Source organism: Streptomyces sp. BK79 (assembly GCF_044142145.1).
In the GTDB taxonomy this organism is placed as follows: domain Bacteria; phylum Actinomycetota; class Actinomycetes; order Streptomycetales; family Streptomycetaceae; genus Streptomyces.
Genome location: NZ_JBHVOC010000010.1, coordinates 35,804 through 56,004, shown reverse-complemented (window position 1 = coordinate 56,004; position 20,201 = coordinate 35,804). Strand labels below are relative to the sequence as shown.

The following is a 20,201-nucleotide window of genomic DNA, read 5'->3' as shown; positions in this document are numbered from 1 at the left end:
TCCGGTGTGTCGGACCGCAGGGAGGTGGGGGGTGGGGGGCACGCACGCTACTCGCCGGTCATGTGGAGCGCTGCGTTTTCGGCGAACTGATCGGTCGGTACGCGCTTACTGCGTCGATCCCGGGGTGTTACCCGCGTTAACCAGGGGCTTTGGCGAGCGCGGCGGCCCGTGGGTTCAGTCCTGGAGGACCGGGAACCGGCGCGGCGCCACCGTCAGCAGCACCAGGAACGCCAGCGCCGCCGCTCCCGCGGCGCCCAGGTAGACCGCGTGCACGGCCTCGGCGATCGCCCGCCGCACCGGCTCACCCCCGGGGCCCGGGTCCAGCGCCCGGGTGACGGAGTCGAGGTCCGTGCCGCCGGCGCCGCCGCTCGCGCCGAGCCGTGCGGCGAGCACCCCGTTGGCGAGCGCGCCGAAGGCCGCCGCGCCGAGCGTCTGCCCGGTCTGCCGGCAGAAGAGGACGGACGCGGTCGCGGTGCCCCGCTCCGCCCAGCCGACCGTGGACTGGACACCGACGATGAGCGGGAGCTGGAACAGGCCGAGCGCGGCGCCGAGCAGCAGCATCACCAGCGTCGGCTGCCAGGCCGCGCCGGGGTAGGGCAGGAAGGGGAAGGCGAACAGCAGCAGGGACGCGGTGCCGATCCCGAGCAGGGCGGTGTTCCGGAAGCCGATCCTGCGGTACACGTGCTGGCTCAGGGCGGCCGACACCGGCCAGCTCAGCGTCCACACGGACAGGACGAAACCGGCGGCCACCGGGGCCAGGCCCAGCACCGACTGGGCGTAGGTGGGCAGGAACACGGTCGGCGCGATCATGAGGACGCCCAGCGCGCCGAGCGCCAGGTTCACCGCGGCGATCGTACGGCGGCGCCACACCCAGCCCGGGATGATGGGCTCCGCCGCCCGGCGCTCGATGACCACCACGGCCGCCAGGAGCGCCAGGCCCGTCCCGCCCAGGGCGAGCGAGGGCGCCGACAGCCACGGCCAGGCCACTCCGCCCTGCACCAGCGCGGTCAGCAGCACGCCGCCGCAGGCGAACACGGCCAGCGCGCCCGCCCAGTCGACCCGCGCGCGCGGGCCGCCGCTCCCGCGCGGGGGCTCGTGCAGGTGACGGACGATCAGCCACAGGGCGAGGGCGCCGACCGGCAGGTTGATGAGGAAGATCCAGCGCCAGTCGGCGTAGGCGGTCAGCACCCCGCCGATGGCGGGGCCCGCGACCGCGGAGAGTGCCCACACCGTGGACAGCCGGGCCTGTATCTTCGGGCGGTCCTTCAGCGGGTACAGGTCGGCGGCGAGCGTCTGCACCGTGCCCTGGAGGGCGCCGCCGCCCAGCCCCTGCAGGACGCGGAAGGCGATCAGGGCGCCCATGTTCCAGGCGAGCGCGCACAGCAGGGACCCGAGGAGGAACAGCGCCGCCCCCGCCACCAGGACCGGCTTGCGGCCGAAGGTGTCGGAGAGCTTGCCGTAGACGGGGAGCGTGACCGTGACGGCCAGCAGGTAGCCGGAGAAGAGCCAGGAGAAGAGGGAGAAGCCGCCGAGGTCGCCGACGATCTGCGGGACGGCGGTGGAGACGATGGTGGCGTCCAGGGCCGACAGCGCCATCGCGAGCATCAGCGCGGCGACGACGGCACCGCGCCGGTCCGGGACCGTGGCGGGTGCGGCCTCGCGCGTCGCGGGCCCGGTGCCGCCCACGCCTTCCGCGCCGTCCAAGCCTTCCGCGCCGCCCACGCCTTCCGCGCCTCCCACGCCGTCCACCCGGACGTCCCCCTTTACGTTCCCTGTGCATCCATCCGCCGGGGTCAGCTTGCCACTTGACCCTGACACCGCGGGAGGGCGGAGGCCGGGTGCGTCCGAGGGGGGAGGTGAACCCTGGGTTCCCTCCACCGAAGGGCGGACTGCCCCTAGGGGTACCTCCGTACTACGGGTCGGGGAGGGTTCGTACCGGCGGAGGACGAGACGGGCCGACGGCGTCCTTAATCTGGCTTTACGCCGCTGGGGGGCGGCGGACCGGACCCCGGGGGGTGGGGTTTTCCCCCGCACAAGAGTGCGCTGTACCTCAGCGCGCCCGGCCCCTGGTTCCGGCCAGACTCTTCGACGTGACGCCGGCACCGGTTCCCCGACGTGACAGCGACACGAGCAGCGGTACCGCTCAGCGTTCACCGCCGACACCGGCGGCTCAAGTGATGACCGACATAGGAGACTTGACATGACATCGGCCGTAAGTATTCCCGCGTACGGGAGCACTGGAGGGCGTACGGCCGTTGCCGCGCGGGCGCGGCAGGTCGTGAAGGCGTACGGATCGGGGGAGACGCGGGTGGTCGCCCTCGACCACGTGGACGTCGACATCGCACGTGGCCAGTTCACCGCGATCATGGGACCGTCGGGCTCCGGCAAGTCCACGCTGATGCACTGCCTGGCCGGCCTGGACACCGTCACCAGCGGTCAGATCCATCTCGACGAGACCGAGATCACCGGCCTGAAGGACAAGAAGCTCACGCAGCTGCGCCGGGACCGGATCGGCTTCATCTTCCAGGCGTTCAACCTGCTCCCGACGCTGAACGCGATCGAGAACATCACGCTGCCCATGGACATCGCCGGACGCAAGTACGACCGCGCGTGGCTGGACCGGGTCGTGGAGACCGTGGGGCTCGCCGGGCGGCTCAAGCACCGGCCGACCCAGCTCTCCGGCGGTCAGCAGCAGCGCGTCGCGGTGGCCCGGGCGCTGGCCGCGCGGCCCGAGATCATCTTCGGTGACGAGCCGACCGGGAACCTCGACTCGCGCGCCGGCGCCGAGGTCCTCGGCTTCCTGCGCCGGTCGGTCACCGAGCTGGGCCAGACCATCGTCATGGTCACCCACGACCCGGTCGCCGCCAGCTACGCGGACCGCGTGCTGTACCTCGCCGACGGCCGGATCGTGGACGAGATGCTCAAGCCGACCGCCGAGGCCGTCCTCGACCGCATGAAGGACTTCGACGCCCGGGGGCGTACGTCATGACCGTCGTCAAGACCTCGATGCGCAACTTCTTCGCGCACAAGGGCCGCATGGCGCTCTCGGCGGTGGCGGTGCTGCTGTCGGTGGCGTTCGTGTGCGGCACCCTGGTGTTCACGGACACGATGAACACCACCTTCGACAAGCTCTTCGCGGTCACCTCCTCGGACGTCACGGTCATGCCGAAGGACTCCAAGAGCGAGGACACCCCGCAGAACGGTGTGCCCGAGGCCCTGCCCGCGTCCGCGCTGGAGCAGGTCCGCGGGGTCGAGGGCGTCAAGTCCGCCGAGGGCGCGGTCTCCTCGATGAACGTGACCGTCGTCGACGGCGACAACGACAACGTGGGCGCCACCAGCGGCGCACCGACCATCGCCGGCAACTGGACGAAGAACGACCTGCGGTCGATGGAGATCACCTCCGGGCACGCCCCGCGCGGCCCGACCGAGGCGATGGTCGACGCCGACACCGCCGACAAGCACGGCCTGAAGCTCGGGGACGAACTGCGCACCATCGCGCAGACCGGCGACTTCAAGGCGAGGATCGTCGGCATCGCCTCCTTCACGGTGACCAACCCCGGTGCCGCCGTCGTCTACTTCGACACCGCCACCGCCCAGCGCGAACTGCTCGGCGCGACGGGCCGGTTCACCCAGTTCAACGTCACCGCCGCGTCCGGCGTCTCCGACGCGCGGCTCAAGCAGAACGTCTCCCAGGCCCTGGACGGCACCTTCAAGGTCCAGACGGCCAAGGAGAACGCCGACGAGAACCGCAAGGACGTCGGCGAGTTCATGAACGTCATCAAGTACGCCATGCTCGGCTTCGCCGGCATCGCGTTCCTGGTCGGCATCTTCCTGATCATCAACACCTTCTCCATGCTGGTCGCCCAGCGCACCCGCGAGATCGGCCTGATGCGGGCCATCGGCTCCTCCCGCCGGCAGGTCAACCGCTCGGTGCTCGTCGAGGCCCTCCTCCTCGGCGTCGTCGGCTCGGTCCTGGGCGTCGCGGCCGGTGTCGGCATCGCCGTCGGCCTGATGGAGCTGATGTCGGCGGCGGGCATGAACCTGTCCACCGACGACCTGACCGTCAAGACCGCGACCCCCGTGGTCGGCCTGGTCCTCGGCATCGTGGTCACCGTCCTGGCCGCCTACCTCCCCGCCCGCCGGGCCGGCAAGATCTCCCCGATGGCCGCCCTGCGCGACGCCGGTACGCCGGCCGACGGCAAGGCCGGCTGGATACGCGGCCTGATCGGCCTGCTGCTCACCGGCGCCGGCGCCGCCGCCCTGCTCACGGCCGCCGCCGCGGACAAGGCGAGCGAGGGCTCGCTGATGCTCGGCGCGGGCATCGTGCTGTCCCTCATCGGCTTCGTCGTCATCGGCCCGCTGCTGGCCGGCTTCGTGGTGCGGGTGATCAGCGCGGTGCTGCTGCGGGCCTTCGGCCCGGTGGGCCGGCTCGCCGAGCGCAACGCCCTGCGCAACCCGCGCCGCACCGGCGCCACGGGCGCCGCCCTCATGATCGGCCTCGCGCTGGTCGCCTGCCTCTCGGTGGTCGGCTCCTCCATGGTCGCCTCGGCCACCGGCGAGCTGGACAAGACCGTCGGCGCGGACTTCATCGTCCAGGGCAACCAGCGGATCGTGCCGCAGGCCGAGAAGGCCATGCAGGACACGCCCGGCCTGGAGCACGTCACCCGGTACAAGATGCTCGACGCCACGCTGACCTCGCCCGACGGCAGGACCGACGACGACGGCGTCACGGCCGCCGACCCGACCTACGCCGAGGACGTGCGCCGCGCGACGACCGAGGGCGAGCTGTCCGCCGCCTACGGCACCGACGCCATGTCGGTCGGCACGGACTACGCGAAGAAGCACGGCGTGCACGTCGGCGACACGATCTCCGTCGCCTTCAAGGGCGGTGAGACCGCGAAGCTGAAGGTCGCCGCGATCACGGACGACGACGTGGCCATCGACCAGGGCGCCCGGTACATCAGCATCGAGACGATGCGGAAGTACCTGCCGGCCGAGAGCGTCCCGCCGAACGAGATCATGTTCGCCAAGGCCGAGGACGGCCGGGCCGACCAGGCGTACGCGGCGCTGAAGAAGTCCCTGGACGCCTACCCGCAGTACAAGGTGGCCGACCAGACCGACTACAAGCAGGAGCTGAAGGACCAGATTGGCCAGCTGCTGAACATGGTCTACGGCCTGCTCGCCCTGGCGATCATCGTCGCGGTCCTCGGTGTGGTGAACACGCTGGCCCTGTCGGTGGTCGAGCGGACCCGCGAGATCGGTCTGATGCGGGCGATCGGCCTCTCCCGGCGCCAGCTGCGCCGCATGATCCGCCTGGAGTCCGTCGTCATCGCCCTCTTCGGTGCCCTGCTGGGTCTCGGGCTGGGCATGGGCTGGGGCGCCACGGCACAGAGGCTCCTCGCCCTGGAGGGCCTGAACGTCCTCGACATCCCCTGGCCGACGATCATCGGCGTCTTCATCGGTTCGGCCTTCGTCGGCCTGTTCGCCGCGCTGGTCCCCGCCTTCCGCGCGGGCCGCATGAACGTCCTGAACGCCATCGCGACGGAGTAGCCACCGCCTACGGGGGTTGCGGGGGAAAGACCCGGCGCCGGATGCCTCACCGCATCCGGCGCCGGGCTTTGCGCGTCGTCGGGGGTCGGAGGGCCAGGGTGCTGCCGCATCCTGTCCGCCGAGTCGTCCGGTACCCCTGGCGTGCACCTTCCAGCCGACCGAGTCGGGTGGTGGGTGGGCATAGGCCCGGGGGTCCAGGGGGCGGAGCCCCCTGGTACGGCCACCGCGGCGAGGGCCACCACACACCCGGCGTCGTCCACAGCCCCCCGCGCGGGCGAGCGCGGCGTCGTACGCTGGACACCCCCGGCCCTCACACCGCCGGGTTACTCGTGTTGTCCACCCCAGCACTCGCACCCAGGACGGAAGCGCCCCCTCCATGAGCCTGCACGGTCTGCTCGACGCCGTCGTCAAGGACACCGCCCTCGCGGAAGCGATCTCCGCGGCCGCAGACGGCAACCGCATGCACGTCGACCTGGTCGGCCCGCCCGCTGCCCGCGCCTTCTCGGTCGCCGCGCTGGCCCGCGAGACCGGCCGCCCCGTGCTGGCCGTGACCGCGACGGGACGCGAGGCGGAGGACCTCGCCGCGGCCCTGCGCTCTCTGCTGCCCCCCGAGGGCGTGGTCGAGTACCCCTCCTGGGAGACGCTCCCGCACGAGCGGCTCAGCCCCCGCAGCGACACCGTCGGCCGCCGCCTGGCCGTGCTGCGCCGCCTGGCCCACCCCCGCCCCGACGACCCCGAGACCGGCCCGGTCTCCGTCGTCGTCGCGCCCGTGCGCTCCGTGCTCCAGCCGCAGGTCAAGGGACTCGGCGACCTGGAGCCGGTCGCCCTGCGCTCCGGGCAGAGCGCCGACCTGAACGAGATCGTCGAGGCCCTCGCGGCCGCCGCGTACGCGCGCGTGGAGCTGGTCGAGAAGCGCGGCGAGTTCGCCGTGCGCGGCGGCATCCTGGACGTCTTCCCGCCGACGGAGGAGCATCCCCTCCGCGTCGAGTTCTGGGGCGACGACGTCGAGGAGATCCGCTACTTCAAGGTCGCCGACCAGCGTTCCCTGGAGGTCGCCGAGCACGGCCTGTGGGCCCCGCCCTGCCGCGAGCTGCTGCTCACCGACGACGTACGCGAGCGCGCCCGGGTCCTCGCCGAGGACCACCCCGAGCTGGGCGAACTGCTCGGCAAGATCGCCGAGGGCATCGCGGTGGAGGGCATGGAGTCCCTGGCGCCCGTCCTCGTCGACGACATGGAACTGCTCCTCGACGTGCTCCCCAAGGGCGCGATGGCCCTGGTCTGCGACCCGGAGCGGGTGCGCACGCGCGCCGCCGACCTGGTCGCCACGTCGCAGGAGTTCCTCCAGGCGTCCTGGGCGGCCACCGCGGGCGGGGGCGAGGCGCCCATCGACGTCGACGCGGCCTCCCTGTGGTCCATCGCCGACGTCCGGGAACGGGCCCGCGAGCTGGACATGATGTGGTGGTCGGTGTCGCCGTTCGCCGCCGACGACGCGCTGGACGACGCCGACACCGTCAAGCTCGGCATGCACGCCCCGGAGACCTACCGCGGCGACACCGCCAAGGCGCTGGCCGACACCAAGGGCTGGCTCGCCGACGGCTGGCGCGCGGTCTACCTCACCGAGGGCCACGGCCCGGCCGCCCGCACCGTAGAGGTCCTCGGCGGCGAGGGCATCGCCGCCCGCCTCGACAACGACCTGGACACCCTCAGCCCCTCCGTCGTGCACGTGTCCTGCGGCTCGATCGACCACGGCTTCGTCGACCCGGCGCTGAGGCTCGCCGTGCTCACCGAGACCGACCTGACCGGGCAGAAGGCCGCCGGCCGCGAGGGCGCCCGGATGCCCGCCCGGCGCCGCAAGACCATCGACCCGCTCACCCTGGAGGCGGGCGACTACATCGTCCACGAGCAGCACGGCGTGGGCCGCTACATCGAGATGGTCCAGCGCACCGTGCAGGGCGCCACCCGCGAGTACCTGGTCGTCGAGTACGCCCCCGCCAAGCGCGGCCAGCCCGGCGACCGGCTCTACATCCCCACCGACCAGCTGGAGCAGATCACCAAGTACGTCGGCGGCGAGGCCCCCACCCTGCACCGCCTCGGCGGCGCGGACTGGACCAAGACCAAGGCCCGCGCGAAGAAGGCGGTCAAGGAGATCGCCGCCGACCTGATCAAGCTCTACAGCGCGCGGATGGCGGCGCCCGGTCACGCGTTCGGCGCGGACACCCCCTGGCAGCGCGAGCTGGAGGACGCCTTCCCCTACGCGGAGACCCCGGACCAGCTCACCACCATCGCCGAGGTCAAGGAGGACATGGAGAAGACGGTCCCCATGGACCGCCTGATCTGCGGTGACGTCGGCTACGGCAAGACGGAGATCGCGGTCCGCGCCGCCTTCAAGGCCGTCCAGGACGGCAAGCAGGTCGCCGTCCTCGTCCCCACCACGCTCCTGGTGCAGCAGCACTTCGGGACGTTCAGCGAGCGCTACGCCCAGTTCCCGGTGAGCGTGAAGGCGCTCTCCCGCTTCCAGAGCGACACCGAGTCCAAGGCCACCCTGGAGGGTCTGCGCGAGGGCTCGGTGGACATCGTCATCGGCACCCACCGCCTGTTCTCCTCCGAGACCAAGTTCAAGGACCTGGGCCTGGTCATCGTCGACGAGGAGCAGCGCTTCGGCGTCGAGCACAAGGAGCAGCTGAAGAAGCTCCGCGCCAACGTCGACGTCCTGACCATGTCCGCCACCCCCATCCCGCGCACCCTGGAGATGGCGGTCACCGGCATCCGCGAGATGTCCACGATCACCACCCCGCCGGAGGAGCGCCACCCGGTGCTGACCTTCGTCGGCCCGTACGAGCAGAAGCAGATCGGCGCCGCGATCCGCCGCGAGCTGCTGCGCGAGGGCCAGGTCTTCTACATCCACAACCGCGTCGAGTCCATCGACCGCGCCGCGGCCAAGCTCCGCGAGATCGTCCCCGAGGCGCGCATCGCCACCGCCCACGGCCAGATGTCCGAGCAGGCGCTGGAGCAGGTCGTCGTCGACTTCTGGGAGAAGAAGTTCGACGTGCTGGTCTCCACGACCATCGTCGAGTCCGGCATCGACATCTCCAACGCCAACACCCTCATCGTCGAGCGCGGCGACAACTTCGGCCTCAGCCAGCTCCACCAGCTGCGCGGCCGGGTCGGCCGGGGCCGGGACCGCGGTTACGCGTACTTCCTCTACCCGCCGGAGAAGCCGCTCACCGAGACCGCCCACGAGCGCCTCGCCACCATCGCCCAGCACACCGAGATGGGCGCGGGCATGTACGTGGCGATGAAGGACCTGGAGATCCGCGGCGCCGGCAACCTGCTGGGCGGCGAGCAGTCCGGCCACATCGCGGGCGTCGGCTTCGACCTGTACGTGCGGATGGTCGGCGAGGCGGTCGCCGACTACCGGGCCTCGCTGGAGGGCGGCGTGGAGGAGGAGCCGCCGCTCGAGGTCAAGATCGAGCTGCCCGTCGACGCGCACGTCCCGCACGACTACGCCCCCGGCGAGCGGCTGCGCCTCCAGGCGTACCGGTCCATCGCCTCCGCCAACAGCGAGGAGGACATCAAGGCCGTACGCGAGGAACTCGTCGACCGCTACGGCAAGCTGCCCGAGCCGGTGGAGAACCTGCTGCTGGTGGCGGGCCTGCGGATGCTCGCGCGGGCGTGCGCCGTCGGCGACATCGTGCTCCAGGGCAACAACATCCGCTTCGCGCCGGTGGAGTTGCGCGAGTCCCAGGAGCTGCGGCTCAAGCGGCTCTACCCCGGCAGCGTCATCAAGGCGGGCGCCCACCAGATCCTCGTACCGCGCCCGAAGACCGCGAAGGTCGGCGGCAAGCCGCTGGTCGGGCGGGAACTGCTCGGCTGGGTCGGGGAGTTCCTGACGTCGATCCTGGGGTCGTAGCGCGGTCGGGCCGTCATCGGGTGGCCCCCCGGGAGCCCACGGGGAAGCCGTCCACGGGACCTGCCCGTGGACGGCTTCGTCCGTCCGAGAAACGGAAGCGAGCTACTGCCGGCCCGGCTGGTCGCCGCCCCGCTCGCGCCCGAAGCCGAGCTTGCCCTCGGCCTGCTGCTGGGCGGAATCGACCTGCTTCTCGTACTTGCCGCCGGTCCTCTGGTTGACCTGGCGTTCGGCGGCGTCGGACATCTTCCGTGACCTGTCCTTGTCCTTGCCCGCCATGCTCTTCATCTTGTCGAGGAAGCCCATGCAGAACTCCTTCCGAGACGTGACTCACCCTCGACGGTACGGCAGATATGTCCCGCATGCCCACTAAAGCCCTATATGGTCTGGACCTCTCCGTCGCTACGGTGATACCGGCGCACGGCAAGGGGAGGGGCACGCATGACGCGGCACAGCAGGATCCGTACCGGACGGGGGATCCGTACCGGACGGGGGATCCGTACCGGACGTACCGGGCGGGCGGCCGCGGGCGCGGCCCTCGCTCTCGCACTGGTCACCGGATGCGAGGGCCTGGACGGCGGCGGGGCCTCCTCGGCCTCCTCCCCGGGCGGCGGCGCCGAGGCACCGGCGGCGGGCAAGGCGGTCAGCCCGCTGAGCAACCCGGACGGGACCCGGCCCGGCCTCGCCCCGGTCACGGGCGACACCCCCGAGGCGACGGCCCGCGACCTCATCGGCGGCCTCACGACCAAGGGGCGCGGCCCCAGGACCGGGTACGACCGCGACGAGTTCGGCTACGCCTGGATGGACTCGGCCGACGGCGTGCCGCTCGCCCGCAACGGCTGCGACACGCGGAACGACCTGCTGAAACGCGACGGGCAGGGCCTGCGCTTCCGCTCCGGCTCGGACTGCGTGGTCATCGCGATGACGCTGGACGACCCGTACACCGGCACCACCATCGAGTGGCGCAAGCAGGATGCGAGCGAGGTCCAGATCGACCACGTCGTGCCGCTCTCGTACAGCTGGCAGATGGGCTCCTCGCGCTGGCCGGAGAGCAAGCGCCGGCAACTGGCCAACGACCCGCTGAACCTGATCCCCGTCCAGGGCCGCGCCAACTCCGCCAAGCGCGACTCCGGACCTGCCTCCTGGCTGCCGCCGCGGAAGTCGGTCCGCTGCGCGTACGCCGTCCGCTTCGCCCAGGTCGCCGTCAAGTACGACCTGTCGGTGACCGGCCCGGACCGGCAGGCGATGCTGCGGCAGTGCGACGGCTGACGCCGAGGTGCGCGACGGCTGAAGCGGAGTCTCGGGCGGCGGCTGTAGCCGGGTCGCGCGACGGCTGAAGCGGAGGCGGGTGGCCACCGGTGCGGACGGCCCCGGGGGAGCGCCCGCGGAAATCCGCTTCCCGGCCGTCGGCCCGCCTGCCTACGGTGATCCCATGGAACTGAAGGTGGCGAGCCTCGCCGAGCGCCCGGAGATGCTGGACCGGGTCCGCGGCATGGCCGACAGCTGGCCCGCGTTCGCCGTCGAGGACCTCTCGGGCAACGCCCACTACCCGCGCATCGCCGTCGAGCTGCCCGAGTACGTGCAGTTCGCCGAGGACGAGTACGGCGAGGTCGTCGCCCACGGCCACAGCGTGCCGTTCGCCCTGCACACCGAGGAACGCGGCACCCTGCCCGCGCGCGGCTGGAGCGAGGTGCTCGTCTGGGCCTTCGGCGACCTGCGCCGCGGCGTCGAACCCGACACCGTGAGCGCCGTCTCCGTCACCGTCGCCCCGCACGCCCAGGGGCGCGGACTGTCCGGCCGCATGCTCGCCGCCATGCGCGACAACGCCCGCGCCCGCGGCTTCCGCGAGGTCGTCGCCCCCGTCCGCCCCAACGCCAAGCACCTCGAACCGCACGCCCCCATCGAGGAGTACGCCCGCCGGCTGCGCCCCGACGGTCTGCCCCACGACCCGTGGCTGCGCGTCCACGCCCGGGCCGGCGCCACCCTCGACTCCGTGGCCCCGGCCTCCATGACCGTCTCCGGCTCGCTGGACGAGTGGCGGCGCTGGACGGGTCTGCCCTTCGACACCGCCGGGGACGTCGAGGTCCCCGGGGCGCTGGTGCCGGTGCGCTGTGAACCGGAGCGCGGGTACGCGGTGTACGTCGAACCCAACGTGTGGATGCGGCACGCCCTGTGACCCACGGTTCGGGCGCGGGGCGTCGGCGTCGGCGCCCGCCGCGTCAGAACTCGCCGTTGCCGAGCAGCTCGCCCTCGGCGTCGTAGACGGTGACGAGGCCGTTCTCGCTCTGCTTCCAGTCGGCGAACGCGGAGGCGATGAGGTTGGCGGGGCCCGTGCCCTCGCCCATGATGCCGCCGGTGAAGTCGGTGTAGACGTCGGCCGCGTCGAGGATGTCGTTCTGCTCCTCGGCGCCCTGCACCTTGGTGACGTGGGAGACCGCGTCCTGCTCGGCCGCCGTGCCGTTCTTCTTCACGAACGCCTTGAACTGGTCGGCCTGGGAGGCCTTCTCCACGGCCTTGTCCTCGGCGGGCTTCGCGTCGCCCTTGCCGTCCGTGCCGCCCTTGCCGTCCGCCTTCGCGCCGCCGGCCTGCTCGCCCGAGCCGACGGAGGTCCGGCTGTCGCTCTTGCCGTCGCCGCTTCCGTCCCCGGAGTTCGCCGACACCGCGCCGATGACGACGAGTCCGACGACGGCGCCCAGCGCGACCTTGGTCTTCATACCCATGGTGGTGTCCCCTCCCCATGCGGCAACCGCCGCCTTCCGGTGGTTGCTCGTTCGCGAGGTCAATAAGACCAGAGCTTGTGAACCGAGTCAACCATGTTCACGGTTTGGTACGTGTACACGCTCGTGAATCGAGGTGAGCATGCCTGCGTCGGTATGCTCGGCTCACGGAAACGACAAGGGGGCCGCCGGTGCAGGACAACGCGACAGAAGTGACCGCCGCCGGGATCGCGCGGCTCGCCGGTGTCGGCCGGGCGGCCGTGAGCAACTGGCGCCGCCGCCACGCCGACTTCCCCAAGCCGGTCGGCGGCACCGAGACCAGCCCCTCCTTCGCCCTCACCGAGATCGAGGGCTGGCTGCGCGAGCGCGGCAAACTCGCCGAGGTCCCCCTGCGGGAGCGGGTCTGGCAGCAGCTCGTCGGCCACCCCGAGGGACCGGTCACCGCGCTCACGCACGCCGGCTGCGTCCTCCTGCTGATCCACGACCGCCCCACCCTCTGGCTGGAGGCGAGCGCCGGATCCGACGAGCGGCTCGCCGCGATGCTCCCCGAGGCGCTGGAGCAGGTGTTGACGCCGCGGTTCGGGACGGCGCCCGGAAGGCGCCGCGGTCGCGGGGGGAGCGGCGAAGGGCCCGTTCACACGGACCGGCCTGTGAAGCCGCCAACGGATGTGAACGCCTCACAGACCGTTCACACCCCACCCCTCCCCACGCGGGCCCTCCCCGCCCCCACCGGGCCCGCCCTGCTCCCCTCCACCCCCCTCCTGCGCGGCACCGCCGAACTCGCCGCCCAACTCGGCGCCCGGCAGACCTTCGAGTTCCTCCTCGGCCGGCACCTCGACGCCAACCCCCGCCAGTACACGCTCACCCCCGCGGACCTCGCCGCCCTCATGGCGGACCTCGCCGGCCCCGCCCGCACCGTCCTCGACCCCGCCTGCGGCACCGGCGCCCTCCTGCGCGCCGCCGCCCCGGACGGCCCCGCCCCCCGCCCCGGACAGGACGGCCAGCGCCTCCACGCCCAGGACGGCGCCCCCGACCTCGCCGCGCTCGCCGGACTCCGCCTCGCCCTGCACACCCGGGCCGGCGTCCGCGCCGCCGCCGGCGACACCCTGCGCGCCGACGCCTTCCCCGAGCTGCGCGCGGACGCCGTCCTGTGCCACCCGCCGTTCAACGAACGCAACTGGGGGCACGACGAACTCGCCTACGACGCCCGCTGGGAGTACGGCTTCCCCGCCCGCACCGAGTCCGAGCTGGCCTGGGTGCAGCACGCCCTCGCCCGCCTGCGCGACGGCGGCACCGCCGTCCTCCTCATGCCGCCCGCCGCCGCCTCCCGCCGCTCCGGCCGCCGCATCCGTGCCGACCTGCTGCGCCGGGGCGCGCTGCGGGCCGTGGTCGCCCTGCCGGTCGGCGCGGCACCGCCGTACAACATCCCGCTCCACCTGTGGGTGCTGCGCCGGCCCGAGCGGGCGCCCGCGCAGCCCGAGGTGCTCCTCGCCGACGTGGGGCGGTTCGCCGGGGAGGGGCGCGGCGGGCCGGACTGGCGGGCCGTGCGGGAGGCCGTACTCGACGCCTGGCGGGACTTCGACCGGGCCGGCCGCCTCGACGACCGGCCGGGCCTGGCCCGTTCCCTGCCCGTCATCGAACTCCTCGACGACGACGTCGACCTCGCCCCCGCCCGCCACCTGCCGCCCCCCGCGGCCACCGACGGCGCCGGACGGCTCACGGACGTGCGCGAGCGCCTCGCCGCCACCCTCCGGCTGACCGCCGACCTCACCCCCGCGGCCGCCGACGCCGCGCGGCCGGCGCCCCGCTGGCCGCTCACCACCGTCGGCGAACTCGCCCGCGGCGGCGCCCTGATGCTGCGCACCGGCACCAACGGCGGCCACGCGCGCGTGCCCGTGCTCACCGACCACGACGTCCTCACCGGCACCGCCCCCTCCGGCACCCTCCCGGAGAGCGACGAGGATCCCGTCCTGACCGAAACCGGCGACGTCGTCGTCCCGGTCCTCGGCGGCGGCTCCGTCGCGCGCGTCATCGACGACGCCTCCGCCGGCGCCGCCCTGGGGCGCAACCTCGTGCTGCTGCGCCCCGAACCCGCCGCGCTCGACCCCTGGTTCCTCGCCGGGTTCCTGCGCGGCACCGCCAACAACCGCCAGGCCAGCAGCTACGCGTCCACCGCCACCCGCCTCGACGTCCGCCGACTCCAGCTCCCCCGGCTGCCGCTCGACGCCCAGCACCGCTACGGAGCCCGCTTCCGCGCCCTCGACGAGTTCGAGCGTGCCCTCAGGCTCGCCGGCCGCCTCGGCGAACAGCTCGTACGCGGCATGTACGACGGACTCACGGACGGCTCGGTGGACCCCGACTGACGGTTCGACCGACGGTTCGACCGACGGCCCGGAGGGAGGTCCGGAGGGCGGGCCGGACACGGGAGGCGACCGGCACGACAACGGTTCGGTACAACCCGGGGCCGCTTGTCCGTGTCGGCCTATACGCTCGACCCCACACTGGTCCGTCCGGTGTACATCCGTCTGATCAGGTTGCCGGGAGAAGTCATGCAGGGCCTGGGCCATGTGCCGCCACCGCCGCCGCGCCGCCCCAGGACCGCGGTGCTGGTCCTGCTGCGCGTGTTCTTCGTGGCCCTGCCCCTGCTGAGCCTTGGCTTCCTCGCCTGGATCTCCACCCTGTACGCGGCCATCGTGACCCGCAGGCCGCGCGACTGGTGGGCCTTCGCCGTGTCGGCCGCCGTCCTCGTGATCAGCTTCAGCCTCCTCCTCACCGACCACACCGACGACTTCAGCACCCCCAACGGCACCGCGGGCATGATCATCCTGCTGCTCAACGCGTGCGCCTGCGCCGGGTACTTCCTGTACGCGGACATCCGGCACCACCAGCCCCCGCGCCACGCCGGCCACCCGCTGCCCGGAGCCCCAGCCCCCGGCTACGGACACCCGCACCCCGCCTACCCCTACGCCCCGGTGCCTCCGCAGACCCCGGCACCGCCGTACCAGGTCACGCTCCCGCAGACCCCGGCCGCACCGCCCGCGCATCCGCAGGCCCCCGCCACCCCGCCCCCGTACGCGCAGACCCCGCACCCGCAGACCCCGCACCCGCAGACCCCGCACCCCGCCCGCATCGACCAGGTCCGCGCCGAACTCGACGAGCTGAGCGACTACCTCCGCAAGCACGACGGCGGCGGCAGCGGCGGCGGCAACGGCACCGGCACCCACCAGGACGGGCGGTGACCGTGGCGGCGGGACGCGTCGTCGCCGGGCGGTACGAGCTGTCCACCCTCATCGGGCAGGGCGGCATGGGCCAGGTCTGGACGGCCTACGACCGGCGGCTCGACCGGCGCGTGGCGGTGAAGCTGCTGCGCCCCGACAAGGTGGCCGGCCAGGAGGCCGACGAACTGCGCCGCCGCTTCGTGCGCGAGTGCCGGGTGACCGCCCAGGTCGACCACCCCGGCCTCGTCACGGTGCACGACGCGGGCAGCGAGGGCGAGGAGCTGTTCCTCGTCATGCAGTACGTCGACGGCGCCGACCTCTCCGACCACCTCGCCGAGCACGACCCGTACCCGTGGCAGTGGGCGGTCGCCGTGGCCGCCCAGCTGTGCGCCGTACTGAGCGCCGTGCACGCCGTGCCGATCGTCCACCGCGACCTCAAGCCGCGCAACGTGATGGTGCGGCAGGACGGCACCGTCACCGTCCTCGACCTCGGTGTCGCCTCCGTCATGGACGCCGACACCACCCGCCTCACCCACACCGGCACCCCCATCGGCTCACCCGCCTACATGGCCCCCGAGCAGGCCATGGGCGGCGCCGTCGGCCCCTACACCGACCTGTACGCCCTCGGCGTCCTCCTGCACGAACTGCTCAGCGGAGACGTCCCCTTCGCGGGCTCGACCGCGCTCGGCGTCCTCCACCGGCACCTGTACGAGCCGCCGCTGCCCGTGCGCCGGCTGCGCCCCGAGGTCCCCGAAGCCCTCGAAGCCCTCGTCCTGCGCCTGCTCGCCAAGGACCCCCAGCACCGCCCCGCCTCCGCCCAGGAGGTCTACGAGCACCTGGCGCTGCTGCTGCCCGCGCGCGGCATGCCCACCGGTGGCCCCCTCGACCCCACCCGCCCCTTCGTGCGCCCGCACGCCCCCTGGCCCGACCGCGCCCGCACCCCGGCGCCCCAGCCCGCCCCCGTCCCGCCCGTCGCCGAGGCCGAGAAACCGGACGTCGCCCGCGCCGTCGACGACGTCAAGCGCCTCCTCGGCGAGGGCCGCATCACCCAGGCCGTCGACATCCTCGGCGCGATCCTGCCCGCCGCCGCCGAACAGCACGGCGAACGCTCCCCGGTCGTACGCACCCTGCGCAAGCAGTACGCGGCCACCCTCATGGACGACGGCCAGTACCGGCGCGCCCTGCCCGAGCTGCGCCGCCTCGCCGACGAGCGCGCCGCCGAGGCCGGCCAGGCCGACCCGCAGTCCCTGCGCCACCGCTACGACGCCGCCCAGTGCCTGGAACAGCTCGGCGAGCCGGCCGCCGCCCTCGCCGAGTACCGCGCGCTGCTGCCGTACTACGAGAACCAGTACGTCGCCGGCGACCCCGATCTCGCCCACGACGTCCGCCGCCGCATCGGCCACCTGCTGCTCGCCCTCGGCGACCGCGCCGCCGCCCACGAGACGCTGGCCCGGCTGCTGCACGACGTGGAGCGCCTGCACGGCCCCGGCCACCCCCTCGCCGCCGAGATCCGCCGCACCCTCCAGTGGCTCGGCCAGGTGCGCGGCTGACGACCACCACCCCGGCCGGGGCGCGGCGGTGCCCGAAGTCCCGGTGAATCGTTGGTCGAATGGGTTGGCCAGAGCCGGGCCACTGCCTACCATCGATCATCGCAAGACTTTGTGCACCGTCGCACAATCTCCTCGGGAGGTTTCCTTGCACCGCCGCCGTCGCACCGCGCTCCTGTTCACCACGGCGCTCGCCGCCGCGGCGCCCCTGCTCACCGCCTGCGGCAACGACGCGCATCCGGGCGCGGCGGCCGTCGTCGGCGACCAGCGGATCACCGTCGCCCAGCTGGAGACCCGCGTCGACGAGGTGCGCGAGGCACAGCGGGCCGCCGTCCCCGACGACGCCCAGTACGAGCAGGTCGTCGCCCGCACCGGCACCCTCACCCGCGACACCCTGCACGGCATGGTCCTCGACCGGGTCCTGCACCGCGCCGCCCAGGACGCGGACGTGACCGTCACCCGCAGGGAGGTGCAGGAGATGCGCGGCGGCCTGGAGGAGCAGGCCGGCGGCGCCGAGGAGCTGGAGACCGTCTGGCTGCAGCAGTACGGCGTCCCGCCCGAGCGCCTCGACGACAACCTCCGTGTCCAGCTGGAGGCCCAGAAGCTCGCCGAGAGCCTCGGCACCGACACCGGCCGGCCCGAGTTCTGGCAGGCCCTGTCCAAGGCATCCGAGAAGCTCGACGTCGACCTGAACCCGCGCTACGGCGCCTGGGACGTCCAGAAGAGCAGCCGCGTCGACACCAAGGTGCCGTGGCTGCGGGAGATCACGGCCGCGCGGACGCAGCAGACGGCGTAACGGTCCTGCGGGGGCGCTCCGCCGCCCCCTGTGGACAACTCACGGGGCCGTCCGCCGGGTGCGTTACGTTCTGATCGTGAACGCAACCACCGCCGACACCGCCCCCGACCCCGGCCGCGTCGTCCTGCTCACCACCAGCCACCGCGTCGCGCCCGGCCTGCTGTCCTGGCCCGCCTGGCAGGCCCTGCGCACCGCCGACCGGGTGCTGTGCGCCGACGGCGCGCACCCGCAGTTGCCGTACCTGCGCGAGGCGGGCATACGGGTCGACGAGACGGCCCCGACCGCGGAGGAACTGGTCGCCGTCTGCGCCGGCGGGCACACGGTGGTGGTCGTGGCGACCGGTGAGGGCGAACCCGCCCTCACCGACGGACTGGCCCGCCTCGCCGGGTCGGGCCGGGTCCCCATGCCGGACCTGGAACTGCTCCCCGCCTCCTACGACCTCCCCGGCGCCCGTCTGCTCGACCTCGTCCAGGTCATGGACCGCATCCGCGCCGAATGCCCGTGGTCCTCGCAGCGCACCCACGAGGGCCTGGCCAAGTACGCCATCGAGGAGGCGTACGAACTCGTCGAGGCGATCGAGGACGGCGACCGCGACGAACTGCGCGAGGAGCTGGGCGACGTACTCCTCCAGGTCGTCTTCCACGCCCGGATCGCCGAGGAGGACCCCGAGGCGCCGTTCTCGGTCGACGACGTGGCCGGCACCATCGTCGACAAGCTGATCCACCGCCACCCGCACGTCTTCGGCGAGGAGACGGCGACCACCCCCGAAGAGGTCCGCGAGCACTGGCTGCGTACCAAGGCCGTCGAGAAGCAGCGCACCTCGGTCACCGAGGGCGTCCCCCTCGGCCAGCCCGGCCTCGCCCTCGCCGCCAAGCTCGCCTCCCGGGTCCGCACCGCCGGCCTCCCGGTCCCGCTGCCCGCCGGCGAGGGCGTCGGCTACGAACTCCTCGCCCTCGCCGTACGCGCCGAGTCCGAGGGCACGGACCCGGAGGCGGCCCTGAGAGCGGCGGCCCGGACGTACCGGGACGCGATCAGGGAGGTCGAGGGGTGAGCGAGCACCCGTCCGGCTCCGGTGGCCGCTCCGGCCAGGGCACCGCACCCGAGCTGTTCACCTGGGAGTTCGCGAGCGACCCCTACCCCGCCTACGCCTGGCTGCGCGAGCACGCGCCCGTGCACCGCACGCGGCTGCCCAGCGGAGTCGAGGCCTGGCTGGTCACCCGGTACGCGGACGCCCGGCAGGCCCTCGCCGAGCCGGGGCTGTCCAAGAACCCGGCGCACCACGACGAGCCCGCGCACGCCAAGGGCAAGACCGGCATTCCGGGGGAGCGGAAGGCCGAGCTGATGACCCACCTGCTGAACATCGACCCGCCGGACCACACCCGGCTGCGGCGGCTGGTCAGCAAGGCGTTCACGCCCCGCCGGGTCGCCGAGTTCGCCCCCCGGGTGCAGGAGCTGGCCGACGACCTCATCGACCGGTTCGCGGGCGCCGGCTCCGCCGACCTGATCCACGAGTTCGCCTTCCCGCTGCCCATCTACGCCATCTGCGACCTGCTCGGCGTCCCCCGGGAGGACCAGGACGACTTCCGGGACTGGGCGGGCATGATGATCCGGCACGGCGGCGGACCGCGGGGCGGGGTCGCGCGGTCGGTGAAGAAGATGCGGGGCTACCTCGCCGACCTCATCCACCGCAAGCGGGCCGCGCTGCCGCCGGAGCCCGGCCCGGGCGAGGACCTCCTGTCGGGCCTGATCCGCGCCTCGGACCACGGTGAGCACCTCACCGAGAACGAGGCCGCGGCCATGGCCTTCATCCTGCTCTTCGCCGGTTTCGAGACCACGGTCAACCTCATCGGCAACGGCACGTACGCCCTGCTCACCCACCCCGAGCAGCGGGCCGGCCTGGAGACGTCCCTCGCCGCGGGCGAGCGCGCCCTGCTGGAGACGGGCGTCGAGGAACTGCTGCGCTACGACGGCCCGGTGGAGATGGCCACCTGGCGCTTCGCGACCCGCCCGCTGACCATCGGCGGGCAGGAGATCGCGGCCGGCGACCCCGTCCTCGTCGTCCTCGCGGCCGCCGACCGCGACCCGGAGCGGTTCACGGACCCCGACACCCTGGACCTCGCCCGCCGGGACAGCCAGCACCTCGGGTACGGCCACGGCATCCACTACTGCCTCGGCGCCCCGCTCGCCCGGCTGGAGGGGCAGACCGCGCTCGCCACGCTCCTGACCCGCCTCCCGGACCTGCGCCTCGCCGCGGACCCGGCCGAACTGCGCTGGCGCGGCGGACTCATCATGCGCGGTCTGCGCACCCTGCCCGTGTCGTTCACCCCCGCCCCGTCCCCGGCGGACAGCGGCGCGCCGCCGACGCAAAAGTGACACGCGCTCAACTCTGTGATCTTCACGTGATCTGCGCGGCATGAACTTGTGACAAGCGATCATCTGCCTATACGTTCACGGATCATCGGCGTG

At 73.1% G+C, this 20,201-nt stretch carries 14 protein-coding genes; 11 read left to right on the top strand and 3 right to left on the bottom strand.

The genetic code is table 11. The features are described 5' to 3' along the window. Positions 1 to 174: 174 nt before the first annotated feature. Positions 175 to 1,686 (bottom strand): MFS transporter, encoded by a 1,512-nt coding sequence (locus tag ACFIF2_RS14410; RefSeq protein ID WP_395573176.1) that lies wholly within the window; start codon positions 1,684 to 1,686, stop codon positions 175 to 177. A 514-nt stretch (positions 1,687 to 2,200) separates the two neighbouring features. Between ACFIF2_RS14410 and ACFIF2_RS14405 the strand changes: the two genes are divergently transcribed. The 3 genes from ACFIF2_RS14405 (at position 2,201) to mfd (ending at position 9,460) form a co-directional block, all read left to right on the top strand. Continuing rightward, positions 2,201 to 2,989: an ABC transporter ATP-binding protein gene (locus ACFIF2_RS14405; protein WP_395573014.1), complete on the top strand. Its 789-nt coding sequence runs from the start codon at positions 2,201 to 2,203 to the stop codon at positions 2,987 to 2,989. Further along, the gene (locus tag ACFIF2_RS14400; RefSeq protein ID WP_395573013.1) at positions 2,986 to 5,550 is read left to right on the top strand and encodes an ABC transporter permease; all 2,565 of its coding nucleotides are present in this window, start codon (positions 2,986 to 2,988) and stop codon (positions 5,548 to 5,550) included. Before ACFIF2_RS14405 ends, ACFIF2_RS14400 begins: the two co-directional genes overlap by 4 nt. Before the next feature lie 376 nt (positions 5,551 to 5,926). Then, on the top strand, positions 5,927 to 9,460 hold the full coding sequence (mfd, locus tag ACFIF2_RS14395) for a transcription-repair coupling factor (RefSeq protein WP_395573012.1): 3,534 nt from the start codon (positions 5,927 to 5,929) through the stop codon (positions 9,458 to 9,460). A 102-nt stretch (positions 9,461 to 9,562) separates the two neighbouring features. Here the strand turns inward: mfd and ACFIF2_RS14390 are convergent, their stop codons facing one another. Beyond that, the gene (locus tag ACFIF2_RS14390; RefSeq protein WP_395573011.1) at positions 9,563 to 9,763 is read right to left on the bottom strand and encodes an antitoxin; all 201 of its coding nucleotides are present in this window, start codon (positions 9,761 to 9,763) and stop codon (positions 9,563 to 9,565) included. Between the two features lie 135 nt (positions 9,764 to 9,898). Between ACFIF2_RS14390 and ACFIF2_RS14385 the strand changes: the two genes are divergently transcribed. Both ACFIF2_RS14385 and ACFIF2_RS14380 read left to right on the top strand, forming a co-directional pair. Further along, on the top strand, positions 9,899 to 10,726 hold the full coding sequence (locus tag ACFIF2_RS14385) for an HNH endonuclease family protein (RefSeq protein ID WP_395573010.1): 828 nt from the start codon (positions 9,899 to 9,901) through the stop codon (positions 10,724 to 10,726). A 163-nt stretch (positions 10,727 to 10,889) separates the two neighbouring features. Then, the gene (locus ACFIF2_RS14380) at positions 10,890 to 11,633 is read left to right on the top strand and encodes an N-acetyltransferase (RefSeq protein WP_395573009.1); all 744 of its coding nucleotides are present in this window, start codon (positions 10,890 to 10,892) and stop codon (positions 11,631 to 11,633) included. 43 nt (positions 11,634 to 11,676) lie between these two features. On the opposite strand, the gene ACFIF2_RS14375 is transcribed toward ACFIF2_RS14380, so the two are convergent. Beyond that, on the bottom strand, positions 11,677 to 12,177 hold the full coding sequence (locus tag ACFIF2_RS14375; protein WP_395573008.1) for a hypothetical protein: 501 nt from the start codon (positions 12,175 to 12,177) through the stop codon (positions 11,677 to 11,679). A gap of 188 nt (positions 12,178 to 12,365) precedes the next feature. Here ACFIF2_RS14375 and ACFIF2_RS14370 point away from each other — a divergent pair, with 188 nt between their 5' ends. The 6 genes from ACFIF2_RS14370 to ACFIF2_RS14345 all read left to right on the top strand — a co-directional run bounded on the left by ACFIF2_RS14370 (position 12,366) and on the right by ACFIF2_RS14345 (position 20,108). Next, positions 12,366 to 14,537 carry an N-6 DNA methylase gene (locus ACFIF2_RS14370; RefSeq protein ID WP_395573007.1) on the top strand — a complete coding sequence of 724 codons (2,172 nt, stop codon included), beginning with the start codon at positions 12,366 to 12,368 and terminating at the stop codon, positions 14,535 to 14,537. Positions 14,538 to 14,723: 186 nt separating this feature from the next. Next, a complete protein-coding gene (locus ACFIF2_RS14365) occupies positions 14,724 to 15,413 on the top strand; it encodes a hypothetical protein (protein ID WP_395573006.1) in 690 nt (229 codons plus the stop codon). 38 nt (positions 15,414 to 15,451) lie between these two features. Next, positions 15,452 to 16,942, top strand: a complete 1,491-nt coding sequence (gene pkaE, locus ACFIF2_RS14360; RefSeq protein WP_395573175.1) for a serine/threonine protein kinase PkaE — start codon at positions 15,452 to 15,454, stop codon at positions 16,940 to 16,942. Positions 16,943 to 17,087: 145 nt separating this feature from the next. Continuing rightward, positions 17,088 to 17,735: a SurA N-terminal domain-containing protein gene (locus tag ACFIF2_RS14355; RefSeq protein WP_395573005.1), complete on the top strand. Its 648-nt coding sequence runs from the start codon at positions 17,088 to 17,090 to the stop codon at positions 17,733 to 17,735. Between the two features lie 76 nt (positions 17,736 to 17,811). After that, on the top strand, positions 17,812 to 18,786 hold the full coding sequence (locus ACFIF2_RS14350; RefSeq protein ID WP_395573004.1) for a nucleoside triphosphate pyrophosphohydrolase: 975 nt from the start codon (positions 17,812 to 17,814) through the stop codon (positions 18,784 to 18,786). Continuing rightward, positions 18,783 to 20,108 carry a cytochrome P450 gene (locus ACFIF2_RS14345; protein ID WP_395573003.1) on the top strand — a complete coding sequence of 442 codons (1,326 nt, stop codon included), beginning with the start codon at positions 18,783 to 18,785 and terminating at the stop codon, positions 20,106 to 20,108. The genes ACFIF2_RS14350 and ACFIF2_RS14345 overlap by 4 nt, the downstream gene beginning before the upstream one ends. The last annotated feature ends 93 nt before the right edge of the window (positions 20,109 to 20,201 follow it).

Bases quoted from the DNA above. Each gene is read 5' to 3' on its own strand.
- ACFIF2_RS14405 (WP_395573014.1), top strand. From the start codon at position 2,201: ATGACATCGGCCGTAAGTATTCCCGCGTACGGGAGCACTGGAGGGCGT.
- ACFIF2_RS14400 (WP_395573013.1), top strand. From the start codon at position 2,986: ATGACCGTCGTCAAGACCTCGATGCGCAACTTCTTCGCGCACAAGGGC.
- mfd (WP_395573012.1), top strand. From the start codon at position 5,927: ATGAGCCTGCACGGTCTGCTCGACGCCGTCGTCAAGGACACCGCCCTC.
- ACFIF2_RS14390 (WP_395573011.1), bottom strand. From the start codon at position 9,763: ATGGGCTTCCTCGACAAGATGAAGAGCATGGCGGGCAAGGACAAGGAC.
- ACFIF2_RS14385 (WP_395573010.1), top strand. From the start codon at position 9,899: ATGACGCGGCACAGCAGGATCCGTACCGGACGGGGGATCCGTACCGGA.
- ACFIF2_RS14380 (WP_395573009.1), top strand. From the start codon at position 10,890: ATGGAACTGAAGGTGGCGAGCCTCGCCGAGCGCCCGGAGATGCTGGAC.
- ACFIF2_RS14375 (WP_395573008.1), bottom strand. From the start codon at position 12,177: ATGGGTATGAAGACCAAGGTCGCGCTGGGCGCCGTCGTCGGACTCGTC.
- ACFIF2_RS14365 (WP_395573006.1), top strand. From the start codon at position 14,724: ATGCAGGGCCTGGGCCATGTGCCGCCACCGCCGCCGCGCCGCCCCAGG.